The organism is Pseudomonas sp. D(2018) (genome assembly GCF_005502555.1).
GTDB classification, from domain to species: Bacteria; Pseudomonadota; Gammaproteobacteria; order Pseudomonadales; family Pseudomonadaceae; genus Metapseudomonas; species Metapseudomonas resinovorans.
In genome coordinates, this window is the sequence record NZ_SCOK01000072.1 from 1 (window position 1) to 20,807 (window position 20,807).

Below are 20,807 nucleotides of genomic sequence, written 5' to 3' on the forward strand. Positions count from 1 at the left end.
CGATCTCTCTTCTCGTCAGCGGGAGGCGCATTCTACAGCGCTCAATCACGCTGTCAACACCTCCTTTCCAACTTCATTCGCCAGTGGCGAACCTTGCGAAGCGGAACCTCCCAACACCCTCACCAACCACTTAACTCATTGATCTACAAGGAGTTTTGCTTGGCAACTGCGCCGGAAGAGGTGCGCATTATAGGGATGCAGATTTCGCCGTCAACACTTAATTGAAATTATCTTCAGCGCCTTTCTCATGCCTATATAAGAAGGGCTAGATAACTTCTGCTTGGCGCAACGCCTCCACCTGTTCCGCTGCCAGTCCCAGCACACGCTGCAGTACGTCCTGGGTGTGTTCGCCGAGAAGCGGCGGTGGCATGCGGTACTCAACAGGGGTATCGGAAAGGCGCAATGGGCTGGCCACCTGTGGCACCACACCCGCCAACGGATGCTCGAGTTCGACCCGGAGACCCCGCGCCAACACCTGGGGATCGGCGAAGACCGCCGCCAGGTCGTTGATCGGACCACAGGGCACGCCGACTTCTTCCAACGCGCTGACCCATTCAGCCGTGGTTTTGAAGACGGTGGCCTGTCGAATCAGGGGAATCAGCTCGGCACGATGAGCGACTCGTGCCTTGTTGCTTGAAAAACGCGGGTCGTCCGCCCACTCCCGATGACCGGCGACCTCGCAAAACTTGCGGAACTGGCTGTCGTTACCCACGGTGAGGATGAAATCGCCATCCGCTGTCGGAAAGTCCTGGTAGGGCACGATGTTCGGATGAGCATTGCCAAGCCGCCGTGGCGGATTCCCCGTCGTCAGGTAGTTCATCGCCTGGTTCGCCAGGCAGGCCACCTGAACATCCAGCAGCGCCATGTCAATGTGTTGACCCTTGCCACTGATTTCCCTTGAGGCCAGTGCAGCCAGCATGGCCACCGAGGAATAGAGCCCGGTAAGAATGTCGGTCAGAGCCACACCCACTTTGACCGGACCGGCACCCTCTTCCTGATCGGAACGCCCGGTGATGCTCATCAGCCCACCCAGTCCCTGGATCATGAAGTCGTAGCCGGCGCGCTTGGCATAAGGGCCGGACTGACCGAAGCCGGTGATGGAGCAATAGATAAGACGCGGGTTGATGGCCTTCAGCGATTCATAGTCCAGCCCATAAGCCGCCAGCCCACCCACCTTGAAGTTCTCAATGAGGATGTCGGACTTCGCCGCCAGCTCGCGAACCAGCTTCTGGCCCTCGGGGCGGGTGAAGTCGACGGTTACCGACTGCTTGTTACGGTTGGCCGCGAGGAAGTAGGCCGCTTCGCTGGTATCACGGCCGTCGGCGCCTTTGAGGAAAGGTGGCCCCCAGGCGCGGGTGTCGTCGCCCGAGCCCGGACGTTCGACCTTGATGACCTCGGCCCCCAGGTCCGCGAGGATCTGACCGGCCCAAGGGCCAGCCAGTACGCGGGAGAGGTCGAGCACACGGATATGGGAGAGAGCACCGGCCATGGGATCACCTGGATTCGCGAAAGGACCCGGTCCTCCCTTCTATATAAGGAGAGAACCGGTCGAGGATCAGAAGAACGCCTGGATGCCGGTCTGTGCGCGACCGAGGATCAGTGCGTGGACGTCGTGGGTCCCCTCGTAGGTATTCACCACTTCCAGGTTGACCAGGTGACGGGCCACACCGAACTCGTCGGAGATACCGTTGCCACCCAGCATGTCACGCGCCATGCGAGCGATATCCAGGGCCTTGCCGCAGGAGTTGCGCTTCATGATCGAAGTGATTTCCACCGCGGCAGTGCCCTCGTCCTTCATTCGGCCCAGGCGCAGGCAGCCTTGCAGGGCGAGAGTGATTTCGGTCTGCATGTCGGCCAGCTTTTTCTGAATCAACTGATTGGCGGCCAACGGGCGACCGAACTGGTTGCGGTCCAGCACGTACTGGCGGGCGGTGTGCCAGCACGCCTCAGCAGCCCCCAGGGCGCCCCAGGAAATGCCGTAACGGGCGGAGTTCAGGCAAGTGAACGGACCGCGCAGGCCGCGCACGTCCGGGAAGGCGTTCTCTTCCGGCACGAAGACGTTGTCCATGACGATCTCGCCGGTGATGGAGGCGCGCAGGCCGACCTTGCCATGGATCACCGGCGCGGACAGGCCCTGCCAGCCCTTCTCGAGCACGAAGCCGCGGATCTCGCCGGCATCGTCCTTGGCCCAGACCACGAAGACATCGGCGATCGGGCTGTTGGTGATCCACATCTTGCTGCCGGTCAGGCGGTAGCCGCCGTCGACCTTCTTGGCGCGGGTGATCATCGAGCCCGGGTCGGAACCGTGGTTCGGCTCGGTCAGGCCGAAGCAGCCGATGTATTCGCCGCTGGCCAGTTTCGGCAGGTACTTCTGCTTGGTGGCTTCGTTGCCAAACTCGTAGATCGGCACCATCACCAGGGAGGACTGCACGCTCATCATCGAGCGGTAGCCAGAGTCCACGCGCTCCACTTCACGGGCAATCAAGCCGTAGCACACGTAGTTGAGGCCGCTGCCACCGTAGGCTTCCGGAATGGTCGCACCGAGCAGGCCGGTCTCACCCATCTCGCGGAAGATCGCCGGATCGGTCTGCTCATGACGGAAGGCTTCGAGGACACGCGGAGCCAGCTTGTCAGCAGCGAACTGCTGGGCGCTGTCACGCACCATGCGCTCTTCCTCGTTGAGCTGCTGGTCCAGCAGGAGCGGGTCGATCCAGTTGAAGCTTGCTTTGGCGGCCATGGGGAGTGTCCTCGGTAAGCGGGAATCAGGGGCTGGGCCATCGCGGGACCCTGCCTTATTAGTGTTGACGCATCCTAGACAGCCTAGGCCGGATCAGACAAACGAGGATTTCGCATGCTGTTGTGCTAATTTCTCACTCCGAAACGCTATACCACGCTATTTACAGCCACCACTTGTGCCGCAGAGGTACAGCATGCGTCGGAAGATCCCCAGCACCGCCGCCTTGATCGCCTTCGAATCCGCCGCACGCCATCAGAGCTTCACCAAGGCGGCCGACGAGCTGGCACTGACCCAGAGCGCCATCTGCCGGCAGATTGCCGGGTTAGAGGAATTCCTCGGCCTGGAGCTGTTCCGCCGCTCACGGCGCGGGGTAAAACTGACCGAGGCTGGCCTGGCCTACTCTCGCCGTATCGCCACCCAGCTCGATGCGGTGGAGCGCGATACCCTCGCCGTGATGGGCCAGCAGGGCGCAATGACGGTGGAGCTGGCCATCGTTCCCACCTTCGGCACCCAGTGGCTGGTACCCCGACTGAAGGATTTCCAGCGTCTGCACCCGGAAGTCACGGTCAACCTGACCAACCGCACCCGCCCCTTCCTCTTTGCCGACACCGACTTCGATGCCGCCCTTTATTTTGGCGATGCCGAATGGTCAGGGACTCGCGCCGACTTCCTGATGCACGAAAACTCGGTGCCGGTGTGCAGCCCGGCGTTACTGGAAGGGCGCAGCAGCCTGGATGCCGAATCCATCGCCCGCCTGCCACTGCTGCAGCAGACCACCCGCCCCTACGCCTGGCGCCAGTGGTTCAGCTCCCTTGGAATGAACGTCGCCCGCGACCTCAGCGGGCCGCGCTACGAACTCTTCTCGATGTTGGCCCAGGCCGCCATGCACGAGATGGGCGTGGCGTTGATTCCGCCCTTCCTGATCCAACGCGAACTGGCCGACGGTCACCTGATGGTGGCTCACCCCCACAGTTTCCGCAGCGACAAGGCCTATTACCTGATCATCCCCGAACGCAAGCTCGAATCCGCCGCCCTGGGGGCCTTCCGCGACTGGCTGGTGGACGCTGCCCACCAGTATCGAAGTGAAGCCGGGCTGGATTGAGTCCCGCTGTAACCCCAGGTAGCAATCCTCGGCACCCACCTCGAAACGCCTACGAAACACCCCTTTCCAGCGTCCCCTCCCAGCAGCCCTATCACCCACTCGGGTGATAGGTGAAATCGCCCGTTCAGGCAGTTATGGCGCAGGTTGCGGCTGATTAGCATGAAGCCTCCCAAGACCCGCTCTGGAGAGCCGCATGACAACAAGAACAATGCGCGGAATCTTCCGGCCGCACACGCTGGCCGCCGCCGTCGCCCTGGGTTGCAGCGCCCAGGCACATGCCATCACGTTCAACATCGGTGACATCGAAGCTCAGTTCGACTCCTCCCTCTCGGTCGGGGCCAGTTGGGCCGTGCGTTCGCCCGATCCGGAGTTCATCTCCACCGCCAGCGGCGGCGAGGCGCTGTCGCGTACCTCAGACGACGGCCGCTTGAACTTCAAGAAGGGGGAAACCTTCTCGAAGATCTTCAAGGGCATTCACGACCTGGAACTCAAGTACGGCGATACCGGGGTATTCCTCCGCGGGAAGTACTGGTACGACTTCGAACTTAAGGATGAACACCGCCTCTTCTACGACATCGACGACCACAACCGTAAAGAGGGGGCCCAGTCTTCCGGCGCGCAGTTGCTCGATGCCTTCATCTACCACAACTACAACCTGGGCGACCTGCCGGGCAGCTTCCGGGTCGGCAAGCAGGTGGTGAGCTGGGGCGAAAGCACCTTCATCGGCAACAGCATCAACTCGATCAACCCCATCGACGCAGCGGCCTTCCGCCGCCCTGGCGCCGAGATCAAGGAAGGCTTGATCCCGGTGAACATGATCTACCTGTCCCAGAGCCTGACCGATAACCTCTCCGCCGAAGCCTTCTACCAGCTGGAATGGGACCAGACGGTGGCCGATAACTGCGGCACCTTCTTCTCCACCGCGGACGTGGTGGCCGACGGTTGCGTCGACCGCCTGGTGGTCGCCGGACCGGACCTGCCGCCCGGCGAGTCCACCAACACCGGTGGCACCCTCTATATCCCCCGCGCCGGCGACCGCGACGCCCGGGACAGTGGCCAGTTCGGCGTAGCGCTGCGCTGGTTCGTGCCGGAAATGAACGACACCGAGTTCGGCGCCTATGCGATGAACTATCACAGCCGCGGCCCGATCTTCAGCACCATTCGCACCACGACCCCGAGCGCTGCGATCATCCCCGGCGCTCCTGGTGCGCGTTACTTCATCGAGTACCCGGAAGACATTCGCCTCTACGGCTTGAGCTTCCAGACCAACGTTGAAGGCACGTCGCTGGCAGGCGAAGTCAGCTTCCGGCCGAACATGCCACTGCAACTCAACAGTACCGACCTGTCCTTCGCAGCCCTCGGCGTACCGGTTTCGCCGGTCTTCGAGAGCGGCCATGGTCGCAATCTCGCAGGCGAAGACCTGCATGGCTACGAGCGCAAGCCGGTCACGCAGGCGCAGGTCACCGCCACCCAGTTCGTTGACCAGGTAATGGGCGCCAGCCGCCTGACCCTGGTGGCCGAGGTGGGCTACAACCATATCGGCGGCCTGAACGACGACATCGGCGAACTGCGCTACGGCCGCGACCCCATCTACGGTCCAGGCCAGCTCTCCTCCCAGGCGCTCTGCCAGGCGCTTACCGCCACCAGCCCAACCCAGCGCGAGTGCAACGACAAAGGCTTCTACACCAGCAGCTCCTGGGGCTACCGCGCCCGCGCCAGCCTGGATTACAGCAACGTCATTGCCGGCATCAACCTGACCCCGATCGTCGCCTGGTCCCATGACGTCGACGGCTATGGCCCGAACTTCAACGAAGGCTCCAAGGCCATCAGCCTCGGCCTCAACGCCGACTATCAGAACACCTACACCGCCAGCCTCAGCTACACCGACTTCTTCGGCGGGCACTACAACACGACCACTGACCGCGACTTCGTCGCCCTCAGCTTCGGCCTCAACTTCTGATCGCAAGGATTCCCGGAATGACCAAGAGAAGCATCCTGCAAAGTGGTGTCCTGGCCCTTAGCCTGCTGGCCACCAACGTCATGGCCGCTGTCACTCAGGAAGAGGCCGCGCAGCTAGGTGCCAGCCTTACCCCGCTGGGCGCGGAAAAGGTCGGCAACGCCGACGGCGGCATCCCGGCCTGGACCGGCGGCCTGCCGACCAACGCCGCCGTAGTCGACGCCAATGGCTTCCTCGGCAACCCCTATGCCAACGAGCAGCCACTGTTCACCATCACCGCTGCCAACGCCGAGCAGTACAAGGACAAACTGTCCCCCGGGCAGATGGCGATGTTCAAGCGCTACGCCAGTACCTACAAGATCCCGGTATACCCCAGCCACCGCAGCGCCGCCGCGCCTCAGGCCATCTATGACGCGGCCCGGCAAAGTGCCCTCAGCACCCAGCCGGTGGACGGCGGCAACGGCCTGTCCAACTTCGCCGACAGCCACTACTACGCCTTCCCCGTTCCCAAGGATGGCGTGCAGGTGATGTGGAACCACATCACCCGCTACCGCGGCGGTAATGCCCGCCGCCTGGTAATCCAGGCCACGCCGCAGACCAACGGTTCCTTCACCCCGGTGCAGTTCGAGGACGAAGTCGCCTTCCCGGCGGACATGGCCCAGCTGGACAAGGAGAAGTCGGCCAACGTGCTGCTCTACTTCAAGCAGCGGGTCCTGGCACCCTCGCGCCTGGCCGGCAACGTGCTGCTGGTTCACGAGACCATCGACCAGGTGAAGGAGCCACGCCTGGCCTGGCTCTACAACGCCGGCCAGCGCCGCGTGCGCCGCGCACCGCAGGTGGCCTATGACGGTCCCGGCACTGCCGCAGACGGCATGCGTACCGCCGACAACTTCGACATGTTCTCCGGCGCCCCGGACCGTTACGACTGGAAGCTGGTGGGCAAGAAGGAGATGTATATCCCCTACAACAGCTACAAGCTCGAATCGCCCCAACTCAAGTACAAGGAGATCGTCCAGCCGGGTCACCTGAACCAGGACCTGACCCGCTACGAACTGCACCGCGTGTGGGAAGTGGTCGCCACCCTCAAGCCCAACGAGCGGCACATCTATGCCAAGCGCCACTACTTCATCGACGAAGACAGCTGGCAGATCGCCTATGCCGACCATTACGACGGCCGTGGCCAGCTCTGGCGCGTCGGTGAAGGCCACGCCAGCTACCACTTCCAGCGCCAGGTCAGCACCTACGCGGTCGAGGCCCTCTACGACATCATCGCCGGACGCTACATCGCCCTCGGCCTGAAGAACGAAGAGAAGCACGGCATCGAGTTCGGCTTTGCCGCTACCGGCGCCGACTACACCCCGGCAGCCCTGCGCAACGCGGGCATCCGCTGATCTCCACGGGCGCCCCGTATCGCGGGGCGCCCCCTTTCCCCTTCCCGCTGCGTTATGGCGCCTCATCAGCGCTGTCCATGCTGCTTCAAGCCCGCCCAGGGGCCATCTAGTCTGCGAGGATTCGGTTCATCCATAACAACAACATCGCGAGAACCGCCCATGCACCGCCCCGGCCAGACACCGCACGTCCTTCCGTCTCGCCTGCCACGCCTGCCGCCGGCTCATGTCCCGCGTCCGCAGCTGGTCGACCGCCTCGCCGCGCAGGATGCCCAGCTACGCCTGCTCTGCGCCCCGGCCGGATTTGGCAAGAGCGTGCTACTCAACGAATTCCTCCGCACCCAGACCGAGTCCGCCCTGGTCATCTGGCTCAACCTCGCCGGCCAGCCATTGCCACCGGAACACGTGCTCGCGCAACTCGCGGCCGAGCTGGGTGAAACGGTACCATCGCTGCCTGCTGCCCAGGCCCTGCAGCACCTGCTGGCCCATCGCGGCGAGCGGATCTGGCTGGTCCTGGATGACTACCCAGGCCACCCCCCGGCCGGTCTTGATGACTGCATCGACCAGCTCCTGGCCCGCGCGCTGCCCGAATTGCGCCTGCTGGTCAGCGTGCGCCAGCGGCCGGCCTGGAACCTGCCCCGGCTGCTACTGGCCGGCGAACTGCTGGAACTGGACGCCAACCAACTGGCCCTCGACCGTCAGCAGCACGAGCGACTGGTAGACCAACTGGCGCCTAAAACCAGCGCCGCCCTGCGCGAGGAGCTCTGGCAGGAAACCGAAGGCTGGTGCGCCGGCGTGCGTCTGCACCTGTCCGGCAAGGCCCCCACCAGCTCCAGCGGTAATCACTGCTGGCTCAAGGAATACCTGGACCACGAACTGCTCAATCGCCTTAGCCCGGAAGAAGCCAACTGCCTGTTCGCCCTGTCGCACCTGCCGAAGGTGTCCGCCGACCTTTGCCAACACCTCTGGGAAGACAGCGACGGCGCCGAGCTCTTCGAGCGCCTGTTGGCGCGACAGGCCTTTTGCATGCCGCTGGACGAACACGGCACCTGGTACCGGGTGCTGCCCGCGGTGGCCCGCACCCTGCGCCATCGCATCAGCGAAGCCGCCGCCACCCGCCTGCACCTCAGCGCCTGCCGCATGTTCATCGCCGCCGGCCAGGTGGAAGACGCCATCGAGCAGGCGCTCTGTGCCGGCCAACCGGAAGCGGCCGCCAATTACCTGGAGCGCCTCGGCCAGGAATGGCTGACCGGAGAACAGCATCTGGCCCACCTGCTGGCCTGGCGCGCACGCCTGCCCGCCGCCCTGCTGGAGAGCACCCCGCGCCTGCTCTGCCTGAATGCCTGGGGCCTGCTGATTTCCTGGCGCCTTGACGAAGCCGAAGCCTGCATCGCCAAGCTCGGCCACTTCCTGCCGCAGCCGACCGCCCTGCGCAACCGCAAGCTGCTGGCCAACTGGCAGGCCCTGAACGGCGTACTCACGGCCTTGCGCAGCCAATCCGCGGCCAACGCGCAGCTGCACTGTCGCGAGGCCCTGGAGCACCTGCCGGAGCACGACTGGATGCCCATTCTGTTGTGCTACTCCAGCCTGGCGCGGGTCGCCATGTCCAGCGGCGCCCCGGAGGAGGCACAGCCGCACCTGCACAAGGCGCTGGAGATCGCCCGCCGCCAGGGCAGCCTGCTGTTCGAGGTGCTGATCAACCTCGATCGAATTCGCCTGCTCCTGCTGCGCGGTGAGTTCGGCCGGGCCCAGAACCTGCTGGAGCAAAGCTTTGCCCTGATCGGCCAGCGCAAACAGGTCGACAGCCTGATGCTCGGCCGCCTGCACCTGATCCAGGCCGAGTTGCACCTGATCGCCGATCGCCTGGACGACGCCGAGCGCGCCCTGCACACCGGCCTGGAGCAGGCCCTGGGCTGCCTGGACCCCTTCGCCCTCCACGGATTCCTCGGGCTGGCGGAACTCCACGCCCGCCGCGGCCAGTTCGACCAGGCCTACCAGGAACTTCGCGAGGCCGAGCGGCAGATGCATTGCCGCCAGGTGTGGCGCTACTCCTACAGCGGAGTGCTGCATCTGCAAAGCATGCGGGTGCAGGGGCGCCAAGGCCGCTGGGAGCGTATCGAACCGGCTGCCCTGCGCATCCAGCGCTACTTCATTGGCGAGCGCGCCTGGATGGCACCGCTGGACTACCCCACCCTGCCCCTGCGCAACCAATTGTTGCTGGCCCGCGCGCAGTTGGAGTCCGGCCGCGCCGAACAGGCCGAAGCCCTGCTCCAGCCGCTGCTGGAACACTGCCACTTGCTGCAGCTCGCGCCCTTGGGCTGCGAAGTGCGCCTTGCCCTTGCCGCTACCTGGCGCGCCCTCGGCCGCACCGAAGCCTGCGAACTGCAACGCCAGGCGCTGGAACACGCCGAGCGTCTGGGCATGCACGGGCTGCTGCGCGATTACCCGCGCAGAGACGGCACAGGAACAGCAGAAGGCGACCAGGCCAGCCTGCTCAGCCAGCGCGAACGCGCCGTGCTGCAACTGCTGGCCGAGGGCTTCTCGAACCAGGAGATCGGCGGCTACCTGTTCATTTCGGTGAACACCGTGAAAACCCATACCAAGAAGATCAACAGCAAGCTCGGCGTGAAGCGCCGCACGCAGGCAGTGATGCGCGCCAAGACGCTGGGCTTGCTGGTCTGACAGTGCCCATCCCCGCACTGAATGCAGAACCCTAGCCCGGATGAAATCCGGGCTACCAATAACGTTCCCCCCCTTTCCATACCGCGACAATATGGCGCAACCCCCGGAGCGACTGGCCTGCGCGCGAACTACGCTTCTCCCTGCAAACAGGCCGAAAAGCCATTCTTGACCCTGTAGTCAAACATTTTCAAAAGCTACAGAACGCCCATTTTCCGCCGCCTTATGGCAACTATTAAAAAGTCTGATTAACAGTGCTCCAGCCATTAACGGCAGGATGTTACGGACTGCAAGCCTGTACTGGCGCCGCTTTGATGGAAAGTCATTCAGCTTCGGGATAGGACGCGGTTCTGGTTGAACCGACCAACAAGGGTCTCTGCCAGCCGTGACGGGGCCTGGAAGGCCAACCAGAGACAGCAGGTCTAAACATGACTTGTAGTTATTAGAGCGTTTTACTCCAGAACTGCTTGAAGCAGTTGCGGTTCCGATTGCAGAATGCCGCGCCTCTAAGGTTTTGGCCGTTGCGATACCAGGCTGTTGAAAGGCGGATCCGCCTCGCCAGAGCACCATCCGTAGTGCACTGGTTCACCAGATCGATCACGCAGGAGATTTGAAGTGCACATCGGTGTTCCTCTCGAAACCCACGCCGGGGAGACGCGGGTTGCCGCAACACCCGAGACCATCAAGAAGCTGGTGAGCCAGGGCCACCAGGTGACGGTGCAAAGCGGTGCCGGCGTCAGCGCCTGCATTCCGGACAGCGCCTTCGAAGCCGTTGGCGCCGCCATCGGCAATGACGCCGCTGCCTTTGGTGCCGACCTCGTGCTGAAAGTGGTTGCCCCGACCGAGGCCGAACTGGCCCACATGCGCGTAGGCGCGGTGCTGGTCGGCATGCTCAACCCCTTCAGCAACGAGATCATCGCGCGCATGAACGCCCGCGGCATCACCGCCTTCGCCCTCGAAGCGGCGCCGCGCACCTCCCGCGCCCAGAGCCTCGACGTGCTGTCTTCCCAGGCCAACATCGCCGGCTACAAGTCGGTACTGCTGGCCGCTCACCACTATCCGCGCTTCATGCCCATGCTGATGACCGCTGCCGGCACCGTGAAGGCCGCGCGCATCCTCATCCTCGGTGCTGGCGTTGCCGGCCTGCAGGCCATCGCCACGGCCAAGCGCCTGGGTGCGGTGATCGAGGCCTCCGACGTGCGCCCGGCGGTGAAGGAGCAGATCGAATCCCTCGGCGCCAAGTTCGTCGACGTGCCCTTCGAGACCGATGAAGAGCGCGAATGCGCCCAGGGCGTCGGCGGTTACGCCCGCCCGATGCCGGCCTCCTGGATGGAGCGCCAGGCCAAGGCCGTGCATGAGCGCGCCAAGCAGTCGGACATCGTCATCACCACCGCACTGATCCCGGGCCGCAAGGCGCCGACCCTGCTGCACGAGGCCACCGTTGCCGAAATGAAGCCGGGCTCCGTGGTCATCGACCTGGCCGCCTCCCAGGGTGGCAACTGCCCGCTGACCGAAGCCGACCAGGTGGTGGTCAAGCACGGCGTGACCATCGTCGGCCACAGCAACCTGGCCGCCATGGTCCCGGCGGACGCTTCCGCCCTCTATGCGCGCAACCTGCTGGACTTCCTCAAGCTGGTCATCGACAAGGACGGCCAGTTCCATCTCAACCTCGAAGACGACATCGTCGCCGCGTGCCTGATGTGCCGCGACGGCCAGGTCGTCCGTAACAACGGCTAAGGGGAAGCGGACATGGATCTGATTTCTGACGGCATCTACAACCTGATCATCTTCGTGCTGGCCATCTACGTCGGCTACCACGTGGTGTGGAACGTTACCCCGGCCCTGCACACCCCGCTGATGGCCGTGACCAACGCCATCTCGGCCATCGTGATCGTCGGCGCCATGCTGGCCGCCGCCCTCACTGTGACCCCGCTGGGCAAGACCATGGGCACCCTGGCCGTGGCCCTGGCTGCGGTGAACGTCTTCGGTGGCTTCCTGGTCACCCGTCGCATGCTGGAAATGTTCAAGAAGAAAGCGCCGAAAGCGGCTGCGGAGAAACACTGACCATGAGCATGAACCTGATCACTGTTCTCTACCTCGTCGCCTCGGTGTGCTTCATCCAGGCGCTCAAGGGCCTGTCGCACCCGACCTCGTCGCGTCGCGGCAACCTGTTCGGCATGGTCGGCATGGCCATCGCCGTACTCACCACCGTTGGCCTCATCTATAAACTCGGCGCCGAACTGGCGACCCAGGGCATCGGCTACGTCATCGTCGGCCTGCTGGTCGGCGGCACCGCCGGGTCGATCATGGCCAAGCGCGTAGAAATGACCAAGATGCCGGAACTGGTCGCCTTCATGCACAGCATGATCGGTCTGGCCGCCGTGTTCATCGCCATCGCCGCCGTGGTCGAGCCCCAGTCGCTCGGCATCGTGGCTGCCCTGGGCGATGCCATCCCGGCCGGTAACCGCCTTGAGCTCTTCCTCGGCGCAGCCATCGGTGCCGTCACCTTCTCCGGTTCGGTAATCGCCTTCGGCAAGCTGTCGGGCAAGTACAAGTTCCGCCTGTTCCAAGGTGCTCCGGTGCAGTTCGCCGGCCAGCACAAGCTGAACCTGCTGGTAGGCCTGGCGATCATCGCCCTGGGCCTGTACTTCACCTTCACCGGCAACATTGCTGCCTTCGCCCTGCTGGTGGCGCTCGCCTTCGTCATCGGCGTGCTGATCATCATCCCGATCGGCGGCGCCGACATGCCGGTGGTGGTGTCCATGCTGAACAGCTACTCGGGCTGGGCGGCGGCCGGTATCGGCTTCTCGCTGAACAACTCGATGCTGATCATCGCCGGCTCCCTGGTGGGTTCCTCGGGTGCGATCCTCTCCTACATCATGTGCAAGGCGATGAACCGCTCCTTCTTCAACGTCATCCTCGGCGGCTTTGGTGCCGAAGCTGACGCCGGAGCCGCGGCTGGCAGCAAGGAACAGCGTCCGGTGAAGTCCGGCTCGTCCGACGACGCCGCCTTCCTGCTGACCAACGCCGACAGCGTGATCATCGTTCCCGGCTACGGCCTGGCGGTGGCCCGTGCCCAGCACGCACTGATGGAACTGTCCGAGAAGCTGTCCCACCGTGGCGTGAACGTGAAGTACGCGATCCACCCGGTTGCCGGCCGTATGCCGGGCCACATGAACGTCCTGCTGGCCGAGGCCGAAGTGCCTTACGAGCAGGTGTTCGAGATGGAAGACATCAACTCCGAGTTCGGCCAGGCCGACGTCGTACTGGTGCTCGGCGCCAACGACGTGGTCAACCCCGCTGCGAAGAACGATCCGAAGTCGCCCATCGCCGGCATGCCGATCCTGGAAGCCTTCAAGGCCAAGACCATCATCGTGAACAAGCGCTCCATGGCCAGCGGCTACGCCGGCCTGGACAACGAACTGTTCTACATGGACAAGACCATGATGGTGTTCGGCGACGCCAAGAAAGTGATCGAGGACATGGTCAAGGCTGTCGACTGAGTCCTACCCCGCGATACCGAGAACCCCGGCCTGGTGCCGGGGTTTTTGTTTTCAGCGCTCCCGGTATGGGGTGCCTTGGTTGTAGGGGCGAATTCATTCGCCAAGGGTCGCGCAGCGGCCCCGATTCGAGATGGCAGACCTTCGGCCTGCTTGGCGATTGAAATCGCCCCTACAGGCAATCCGACCGGCCGGCCGTTAACCGACAAAAGGCCCTGAATAGAGCCATTTCTTCGACCTTGGTATAGAAGCCGGGCACAGCCTCAGTCCCTAGACTGCGCGGCTCCCACCCGTTGTCCGAGGTTTTCCCCATGTACTCTGATCGCGTGCGCCTGCCCTCCCTGCTGGGCAAGGTGATGAGTGCGGCCGACGCCGCTGCCCTGATCGAAGACGGCATGACCGTCGGCATGAGCGGTTTCACCCGCGCCGGCGAAGCCAAGGCCGTGCCCCAGGCACTGGCCGCACGAGCCAAGGAACATCCGCTGCAGATCAGCCTGATGACCGGTGCGAGCCTCGGCAACGACCTCGACAAGCAGCTCACCGAAGCCGGCGTGCTGGCCCGCCGCATGCCCTTCCAGGTGGACAGCACCCTGCGCAAGGCGATCAATGCCGGTGAGGTGATGTTCATCGACCAGCACCTGTCGGAAACCGTCGAACAGCTGCGCAATCACCAGCTCAAGCTGCCCGACATCGCCGTGATCGAAGCGGTGGCCATCACCGAGCAAGGTCACATCGTGCCAACGACATCCGTGGGCAATTCCGCCAGTTTCGCGATCTTCGCCAAGCGCGTGATCGTCGAGATCAACCTGGCTCACAACCCCAACCTGGAAGGTCTGCACGACATCTATATCCCCACCTACCGGCCGACCCGCACGCCGATCCCGCTGACCCGCGTGGACGATCGCATCGGCGGCAGCGCCATTCCGATCGACCCGGCCAAGATCGCCGCCATCGTCATCACCCAGCAGCCGGACTCCCTGTCCACCGTACTGCCGCCGGACCACGAGACCCAGGCCATCGCCGACCACCTGATCGACTTCTTCAAGCGAGAAGTGGAAGCCGGCCGCATTAGCAACAGCCTTGGCCCGCTGCAGGCCGGCATCGGCAGCATCGCCAACGCCGTGATGTGCGGCCTGATCGATTCGCCGTTCCAGGAACTCACCATGTATTCCGAGGTGCTGCAGGATTCCACCTTCGATCTGATTGACGCGGGCAAGCTGCGCTTCGCCTCGGGCAGCTCCGTCACCCTGTCCGCGCGCCGCAATGCCGACGTGTTCGGCAACCTGGAGCGCTACAAGGACAAGCTGGTGTTGCGCCCGCAGGAAATCTCCAACCACCCCGAAGTGGTGCGCCGCCTCGGCATCATCGGCATCAATACCGCGCTGGAATTCGACATTTACGGCAATGTGAACTCCACCCACGTGGGCGGCACCAGGATGATGAACGGCATCGGCGGCTCCGGCGACTTCGCCCGTAATGCCCACCTGGCCATCTTCGTCACCAAATCCATTGCCAAGGGCGGCGCCATCTCCAGCGTAGTGCCCATGGTCAGCCACGTGGACCACACCGAGCACGATGTGGACATCCTGGTCACCGAACAGGGTTTGGCCGACCTGCGCGGCCTGGCACCTCGCGAGCGCGCCCGCGCGATCATCGACAACTGTGTCCACCCGGATTACCGCCAGCCGCTGCAGGATTACTTCAGTGCAGCCTGCGCCAAGGGTGGTCACACCCCGCACCTGCTACGCGAAGCCATGTCCTGGCATATCAATCTGGAAGAAAACGGTCGAATGCTGGCCAACTGATCCGCTCTGAGCAAAACAGTTATGAGCTTGTAACCTTTGTTTCTGATAAAAAGGTCAAAAAACAGTTTCTGAAAATCCTGAACTGTACTGTTCAAAAAGCCTACTGCTTGTTATTTGCACAGGAAAAAATGCCGTTTCCCGTTGGATCACGAGTGATTCAACGGGGCACCTGTACAGTTTCGTGTTATTTAAGCAGAACAGTTGATAAGCATGCTAATAAAGAACAACACAATTTAGAGGAACTGTGACTACAGTCGCGGCTGTTCTGGGTAGATCATAGGCACCAGTTGATAACCAAGCCCCGTCACAAGCGGGAAGGACCTGCCGCCATGGAACGTACCCTCAGTTCCGACCTGATTTTCGAAAGCGCCGAACAATCCCCGAAATCCTCGTGGGCCCTGCGCACCATCTCCACCCTGCTGCTGTGGCAGCGTCGCATCGCCAGCCGTCACCAACTGGCCATGCTGGACCACCGCCTGCTGGCCGACGCCGGCATCAGCGAAGCCCAGCGCGAAGCCGAACTGAACAAGCCCTTCTGGCGCTAAGCAGTTCGCCGGGCCGAACGGCCCGCAGGCAATACCCCAGACAGAACCCGTCGCCGCCCGCGACGGGTTTCGTCGTTTCTGGGCCCAGGAAACGCCTGCATCGCCCACATCCCCGCCTCTGGATGAGCGCGCCCCACTCTTCCGGCACAGACAGTTTCAATCCAACCAGTACAGTTACTAAAAGTACGAACCTGCTACAGCACAATTTAACCTGACTGTGACTGCACAGTTTTCCCCGGGAACGAGATCATGGCCCTCCATAACCCATCCCCGCGTCGACGCGGGAAGGAGTCACGCCATGGACCGCACCCTGACGGCCTCGGCTCACCCAACTCAATCCCCAACCGGACTCCCGGCGGCCCCCTGGTACCTGCGCCTGTTCGCCACCCTGGCCCAGTGGGCACGCAACGCTCGCACCCGCCGTCAGTTGGCGAAGCTGGATGGCCGCGCCCTCGCAGATGTCGGTATCAGCCCCAGCGATCGCTTCGCGGAACTGGAGAAACCGTTCTGGCGCTGAGCCTTGCAGCCATGGGCGGCTCCTTGCCAGCACTGGCCCGCGAGCCTCACATTGACTAGGCTTTCCATCCAGCCGGTGGCGCTCTTCGCGCTACCGTCCCGGTCAGCAAAGGAGCCCCCCATGACCTCTTTCCGCCTGCTCAGCGCCGCCGCCCTGCTGGCGCTTGCCACAAGTGCCTCAGCCACTAGCTTCGTGGTCACCACTGACGCCGTGGTGAACGCCGTCGCGGCCACCTCGGATGCCACTTCCGACGTCACCTCCTCGTTCAAGGACGACAAGATCGTGCTCGCCGCCCGTGACGACGCGGCAAGCTTCGTCGCCAGCGCCGGTGACATCCGTGGCGCCCAGCTCGAAGCCGCGTTCAAGCACATCCGCGGCGCCCAGCCGCAACTGGCTGCCAGCGACCTGCAACTGGCTCAGGCCATCCTCGCCCTCTGACGGCACCCATCGGGCCGCGCACAACGCGCGGCCCATCGGGCTGCACCCCCCGTGCTGCCTGGCTCTCGTCTGCCCATTCCGCTAACCTTCGCGCCCGGTATCCGCGGCTGAGAACTGCCGAAGGATATTTCCGTCCAATTACCTTAGAAATTTCCAACGGAGAGCCTCCATGCGCCGCTCGCTGTCTGTCGCAGCCATCGCCCTTTCCCTCGTTGCCGGTGCCGCCCAGGCCCAGACCCTGGTGGCGACCAGCAACATCATCGTCCGCGCGCTGGACCGCACCCTCGACTTCACCTCCGATACCACCACCTCTATCCGTGACATGAAGGTGGTGATCGCCGCCCGTGACGACGCCGCCAGCTTCGTCGCCAGCGCTGGCGAAATCCGTGGCGCCCAGCTGGAGGCCGCCTTCGGTGCCCTGCGCGAGCAGTTCCCGCAAGCCCGCGAGGCCAGCGACCTGGCCTTGGCAGAAAGCATCCTCGCCCTCTGACCCCGCACGAGTATCGACCTCTGAACATCTGGTTGCGCCTGATCTGCCTGGGCGGCCTGCTGCTGGCGGCCACGGCCCGGGCCGACCTGCGTTTGGTGCTGGACGGCGAAGGCCTCACTCCGGCCCAGCGCCAGGCCAGCCAGCAACTGCTGGACGAAGCCTACGCCGCCCTGCCACCGGCCTTCATCCAGCGCCTGGATCGGGACGTGGAAGTGGCCTGGAGCGTTGATCTGCCGGAAAACGGCTACGGCCGCACCACCCGTTTCGACGCCCTGGTGCTCAACCGCAACCTGCTGGCCAGCCTGACCGATGGCAGTGCGGCCACGCAGAGAACCGACCGCGTCCACGGCACCGTGCGCCGCGAAATGCTCGCCACGGTGCTCCACGAGCTGACCCATCTCTACGACCGCGCCCGGCTCTGGTCCGCCGCCGACCGGACGCAACAGTTCCGCTGCCGTAACCAGGCCGCCAGCAGCGGCCTGGTGGGCTTGCCGGGCGATTGCCGGGGCCAGACAGCACGACGCTTCACCTTCAGCGACGACCCGCGTCTACTCGACCTCGCCGGCTGGCCGCAGTACGTCGGCAAGCGTGGCCTGCGCGAACAGGACAACCACCAGGTGGCACGCAGCCCGGACATCTACGAGCTGAAGAACCCCCGCGAATTCGTCGCGGTGAACATGGAGTACTTTCTCCTCGACCCGGCCTATGCCTGCCGCCGACCGGCGCTCTATCGCTACTACCGCGCGCACTTCGGCTGGGCGCCGGCGCAGCGGGCCGACTGTAACGACGGCTACGCCTACCTCAACGCCGGCCGCGACTTCGCTAAGCAGCCCCTGGGCAAGCTCGATCCCGAGCGCGTCTACGAAGTCGACTACCTGTTCGCCGAGGCCAACCAGAACTGGGTCAGCCGCTGGGGCCACAGCATGCTGCGCCTGGTGATCTGCGCCCCGGGTCGCCCACGTGGGCCGGACTGCCGCCTCGACCTCGACCAGCATCTGGTGCTCTCCTACCGCGCCTTCGTCGGCGATGTGCAGCTTTCCAGTTGGGACGGCCTCACCGGCGCCTATCCCTCCCGCCTGTTCGTGCTGCCATTGCACCAGGTGATCGAGGAATACACCAAGGTGGAGCTGCGCAGCCTCGCCTCGGTCCCGCTCAAGCTCAGCCGCGGGGAGGTCGACGCCCTGGTGGAGCACGCAGCCGAGATGCACTGGAGCTACGACGGCGACTACTGGTTCCTCTCCAACAACTGCGCGGTGGAGACCCTCAAGCTGCTCCGCAGCGGCACCGATCACCCGGCGCTGCGCGACCTCGACAGCATCATGCCCAACGGCCTGCTGAAGCTGCTGGAGGGTCGCGACGTGGCCGACCGCACGCCGCTGGAAGATCCCAGGGAGGCGCTGCGCCTTGGCTATCGCTTCGACTCCTTCCGCGACCGCTACCAGGCCATGTTCACGGTCATCCGCGAGCGGCTGAAGGTGCCCCAGGAAGAGGTGGAAGACTGGCTGGAACTGACTGCCGAACAGCGCCGCCCCTGGTTCGACAAGGCCGATCTACGCGCCAGCGCCGCCCTGCTCCTGCTGGAGCAGGCTGCCCAGCGCCGCCAGTTGCTGCTGGCCCAGGACGAACTCAAGCGCAATTACCTCAGCTCCCGCGAGCAGGCCGGGCAGACCCGTTTCGCCAAGGCCGGTGGCACCCTGGAACAACTGCTCGCCAACAGCGGCTTCCTCAGCCGCCCGGCGGAGCTGCTGCAAGGGGGCTATGGCCTGCCGCAGAGCGCCGAATGGCAGCGCCTGGAGGCAGAAAGCAGCAGCCGCCAGCAGACCATGCGCAAGCTCAACGACGACCTCGACCGCGAAGTGCGCAGCCTGCTGGAGCCCCAGCGCATGGCTGAGCTAAACGCCACCGAGGCCAACCTCAAGGCCATCGGTGCGCACCTGCGCCAGTTGCACAAGGACGCCGGCGGGCTCGTGCTCCCTTGATCCCTTGCTGATGGGTATCGTTGGCCCCTCACAACACCTCCTCATCCTCCTCCGGCAATTGCGGGTCCAGATGCAGCCAGGGCAATCGGCTCGTCACCCAGATATGCCGGTCAGGGGAAACCGCCTCGGGATGGTCCAGGGTGGCGATGGTGAGGTCCAGCGTGTCCGGCGCGAGCTGGGTGAACAGCGCCAGCTGGCTGCTGCAACGCGGACAGAAGTAACGGATGCAAGTCGCGGATGAGGCGTATTCGGCCGGCGTGCCGGCCGTCCAGCGGAAGCTCGCGAGCGGTACCGTCGCCCAGGTGGTTACGATCCCTCCGGTGGTGCGCCGGCAGATCGAGCAGTGGCAATGGGCGACATCGCGCAGCGGTGCTTCAACAACGTAGCGCAGCTGCCCGCAATGACAGCCGCCGGTATGGAGTTCGGCCATGATGATCTCCGGCTTGAGCACTGCCTTTCACCCTAGCAGGCGGTTGCATGCCACCGATCCGGAACTGAAGATAGAGCGTCCCCAGCTGACCCGGATGTCGCCGTGCTGATCCTCCTCCAAGCCCTCTGGCCCCTCTTTGCGTTGATCGTCGGCGGTTATCTGTTGCGCCGCTGGGACTTCCCTGGCGAAGCCTTCTGGCCCTCCGCCGAACGGCTGAACTACTTCATCCTCTTCCCCTCCCTGCTGTTCAGCAGCCTGGCCACCGCCCCACTCGACAACCCGGCGTTGCCGCAACTGGCCCTGGCGGTGTTCCTCGGCCTCGGCATCGGCTGGCTCGCACTGCTACTGGCCCGGCGCCTGCTGGGTTGGCCCGCAGCGCGCTTCGGCGCCATCACCCAGGGCATCCTGCGTTTCAACACCTACCTGGGCCTGGCGGCCATTGGCAGCCTCTACGGCAAGGACGGCCTGGCCATGGCCGCGCTGATGCTGGCGCTGATGGTGCCGACGGTGAACCTGATGTCGGTCTGGGCGCTGACCGCCGAGCGTGGCGTGAGCCTGCGCGGCCTGCTGCTGCCGATGGCAAAGAACCCGCTGATCCTCGCTTGCCTGGCCGGCGCCCTGGTCAATCTCGCCGGGTTCGGCCTGCCTGGCGGCACCGACCGCCTGCTCAACCTGCTGGCGGTGGCCAGCCTGCCGCTCGGCCTGCTCTGCGTCGGCGCGGCATTGCGACCGCAGGAACTGGCCGGCGAAGTACCGGCACTGGCCTGGAACTGTGCACTGCGGCTGCTGGCCATGCCTGCGCTCGCCTTTGCGGTGGCTCGCGTGCTCGATCTGCCCACCATGGAAAGCAGCATCCTGGTGCTGTTCTTCGCCCTGCCCACCGCGCCTACCGCTTATGTGCTGACCCGTCAGCTCGGCGGCGACAGCCACTTCATGGCCGGGATCATCACGCTGCAGACGCTGCTCGCCGCAGGCTCGCTGCTGCTGGTCATGCGCAGCGTATCTGGCTGAAGCGACACGGCGGCCATCCGCCATTCGTCGCTAAAACTCCGCACAATCGGCTCCGATCACCGCCGAAAGCTGGCTGAAAGGTTGCGCGCTTAGCATCCGCCCCATTGCCGGCACGAGACCGGCAACCCGACAACAACAAGATTGGTGATCGCCATGCTCCGTTCCTGCTGCCGTCCCGGCACCCCTCCGCCCGCTCTCCGCACGCCTTCGGCCACGCGCTGACCCGCCC

General features: G+C 64.3%; 17 protein-coding genes. 14 read left to right on the plus strand and 3 right to left on the minus strand.

The window, feature by feature from the left end; all coding sequences use genetic code 11:
* Positions 1-265: 265 nt before the first annotated feature.
* Complete coding sequence (locus FFS60_RS26395; protein WP_137823664.1) at positions 266-1,489, minus strand: CaiB/BaiF CoA-transferase family protein; 1,224 nt, start codon at positions 1,487-1,489, stop codon at positions 266-268.
* Positions 1,490-1,555: 66 nt separating this feature from the next.
* Complete coding sequence (locus tag FFS60_RS26400; protein WP_028627131.1) at positions 1,556-2,737, minus strand: acyl-CoA dehydrogenase; 1,182 nt, start codon at positions 2,735-2,737, stop codon at positions 1,556-1,558.
* Positions 2,738-2,930: 193 nt separating this feature from the next.
* Between FFS60_RS26400 and FFS60_RS26405 the strand changes: the two genes are divergently transcribed.
* From FFS60_RS26405 to FFS60_RS26470, 13 genes are all read left to right on the plus strand, one after another.
* Complete coding sequence (locus FFS60_RS26405) at positions 2,931-3,839, plus strand: LysR family transcriptional regulator (protein ID WP_028627130.1); 909 nt, start codon at positions 2,931-2,933, stop codon at positions 3,837-3,839.
* A 193-nt stretch (positions 3,840-4,032) separates the two neighbouring features.
* Positions 4,033-5,799 (plus strand): DUF1302 domain-containing protein, encoded by a 1,767-nt coding sequence (locus FFS60_RS26410; protein WP_137823665.1) that lies wholly within the window; start codon positions 4,033-4,035, stop codon positions 5,797-5,799.
* A 17-nt stretch (positions 5,800-5,816) separates the two neighbouring features.
* Positions 5,817-7,187 carry a DUF1329 domain-containing protein gene (locus FFS60_RS26415; protein ID WP_028627128.1) on the plus strand — a complete coding sequence of 457 codons (1,371 nt, stop codon included), beginning with the start codon at positions 5,817-5,819 and terminating at the stop codon, positions 7,185-7,187.
* 159 nt (positions 7,188-7,346) lie between these two features.
* Entirely contained in the window at positions 7,347-9,866 is a 2,520-nt protein-coding gene (locus FFS60_RS28810; RefSeq protein WP_171016586.1) for a LuxR C-terminal-related transcriptional regulator, read from the plus strand.
* 612 nt (positions 9,867-10,478) lie between these two features.
* Entirely contained in the window at positions 10,479-11,600 is a 1,122-nt protein-coding gene (locus FFS60_RS26425) for a Re/Si-specific NAD(P)(+) transhydrogenase subunit alpha (protein ID WP_028627126.1), read from the plus strand.
* 12 nt (positions 11,601-11,612) lie between these two features.
* Positions 11,613-11,927, plus strand: coding sequence for an NAD(P) transhydrogenase subunit alpha (locus tag FFS60_RS26430; RefSeq protein ID WP_003458205.1), 315 nt, complete (start codon positions 11,613-11,615; stop codon positions 11,925-11,927).
* 2 nt (positions 11,928-11,929) lie between these two features.
* Entirely contained in the window at positions 11,930-13,366 is a 1,437-nt protein-coding gene (locus tag FFS60_RS26435; protein WP_028627125.1) for an NAD(P)(+) transhydrogenase (Re/Si-specific) subunit beta, read from the plus strand.
* A gap of 308 nt (positions 13,367-13,674) precedes the next feature.
* Positions 13,675-15,168 carry an acetyl-CoA hydrolase/transferase family protein gene (locus FFS60_RS26445; RefSeq protein WP_137823667.1) on the plus strand — a complete coding sequence of 498 codons (1,494 nt, stop codon included), beginning with the start codon at positions 13,675-13,677 and terminating at the stop codon, positions 15,166-15,168.
* A gap of 329 nt (positions 15,169-15,497) precedes the next feature.
* A complete protein-coding gene (locus tag FFS60_RS26450) occupies positions 15,498-15,713 on the plus strand; it encodes a DUF1127 domain-containing protein (protein WP_028627123.1) in 216 nt (71 codons plus the stop codon).
* Positions 15,714-16,011: 298 nt separating this feature from the next.
* Positions 16,012-16,230 carry a DUF1127 domain-containing protein gene (locus tag FFS60_RS26455; protein WP_028627122.1) on the plus strand — a complete coding sequence of 73 codons (219 nt, stop codon included), beginning with the start codon at positions 16,012-16,014 and terminating at the stop codon, positions 16,228-16,230.
* Positions 16,231-16,350: 120 nt separating this feature from the next.
* Positions 16,351-16,668 (plus strand): DUF2388 domain-containing protein, encoded by a 318-nt coding sequence (locus FFS60_RS26460; RefSeq protein WP_028627121.1) that lies wholly within the window; start codon positions 16,351-16,353, stop codon positions 16,666-16,668.
* A gap of 169 nt (positions 16,669-16,837) precedes the next feature.
* Positions 16,838-17,158 (plus strand): DUF2388 domain-containing protein, encoded by a 321-nt coding sequence (locus tag FFS60_RS26465; RefSeq protein WP_028627120.1) that lies wholly within the window; start codon positions 16,838-16,840, stop codon positions 17,156-17,158.
* A gap of 38 nt (positions 17,159-17,196) precedes the next feature.
* The gene (locus tag FFS60_RS26470; protein WP_256658162.1) at positions 17,197-19,137 is read left to right on the plus strand and encodes a DUF4105 domain-containing protein; all 1,941 of its coding nucleotides are present in this window, start codon (positions 17,197-17,199) and stop codon (positions 19,135-19,137) included.
* 28 nt (positions 19,138-19,165) lie between these two features.
* On the opposite strand, the gene FFS60_RS26475 is transcribed toward FFS60_RS26470, so the two are convergent.
* Entirely contained in the window at positions 19,166-19,567 is a 402-nt protein-coding gene (locus FFS60_RS26475; protein ID WP_028627118.1) for a GFA family protein, read from the minus strand.
* 102 nt (positions 19,568-19,669) lie between these two features.
* Here FFS60_RS26475 and FFS60_RS26480 point away from each other — a divergent pair, with 102 nt between their 5' ends.
* Positions 19,670-20,578: an AEC family transporter gene (locus FFS60_RS26480; RefSeq protein WP_028627117.1), complete on the plus strand. Its 909-nt coding sequence runs from the start codon at positions 19,670-19,672 to the stop codon at positions 20,576-20,578.
* Positions 20,579-20,807 lie beyond the last annotated feature (229 nt).

Bases quoted from the DNA above. Each gene is read 5' to 3' on its own strand.
- FFS60_RS26395 (WP_137823664.1), bottom strand. From the start codon at position 1,489: ATGGCCGGTGCTCTCTCCCATATCCGTGTGCTCGACCTCTCCCGCGTA.
- FFS60_RS26400 (WP_028627131.1), bottom strand. From the start codon at position 2,737: ATGGCCGCCAAAGCAAGCTTCAACTGGATCGACCCGCTCCTGCTGGAC.
- FFS60_RS26405 (WP_028627130.1), top strand. From the start codon at position 2,931: ATGCGTCGGAAGATCCCCAGCACCGCCGCCTTGATCGCCTTCGAATCC.
- FFS60_RS26410 (WP_137823665.1), top strand. From the start codon at position 4,033: ATGACAACAAGAACAATGCGCGGAATCTTCCGGCCGCACACGCTGGCC.
- FFS60_RS26415 (WP_028627128.1), top strand. From the start codon at position 5,817: ATGACCAAGAGAAGCATCCTGCAAAGTGGTGTCCTGGCCCTTAGCCTG.
- FFS60_RS28810 (WP_171016586.1), top strand. From the start codon at position 7,347: ATGCACCGCCCCGGCCAGACACCGCACGTCCTTCCGTCTCGCCTGCCA.
- FFS60_RS26430 (WP_003458205.1), top strand. From the start codon at position 11,613: ATGGATCTGATTTCTGACGGCATCTACAACCTGATCATCTTCGTGCTG.
- FFS60_RS26435 (WP_028627125.1), top strand. From the start codon at position 11,930: ATGAGCATGAACCTGATCACTGTTCTCTACCTCGTCGCCTCGGTGTGC.
- FFS60_RS26445 (WP_137823667.1), top strand. From the start codon at position 13,675: ATGTACTCTGATCGCGTGCGCCTGCCCTCCCTGCTGGGCAAGGTGATG.
- FFS60_RS26450 (WP_028627123.1), top strand. From the start codon at position 15,498: ATGGAACGTACCCTCAGTTCCGACCTGATTTTCGAAAGCGCCGAACAA.
- FFS60_RS26455 (WP_028627122.1), top strand. From the start codon at position 16,012: ATGGACCGCACCCTGACGGCCTCGGCTCACCCAACTCAATCCCCAACC.
- FFS60_RS26460 (WP_028627121.1), top strand. From the start codon at position 16,351: ATGACCTCTTTCCGCCTGCTCAGCGCCGCCGCCCTGCTGGCGCTTGCC.
- FFS60_RS26465 (WP_028627120.1), top strand. From the start codon at position 16,838: ATGCGCCGCTCGCTGTCTGTCGCAGCCATCGCCCTTTCCCTCGTTGCC.
- FFS60_RS26475 (WP_028627118.1), bottom strand. From the start codon at position 19,567: ATGGCCGAACTCCATACCGGCGGCTGTCATTGCGGGCAGCTGCGCTAC.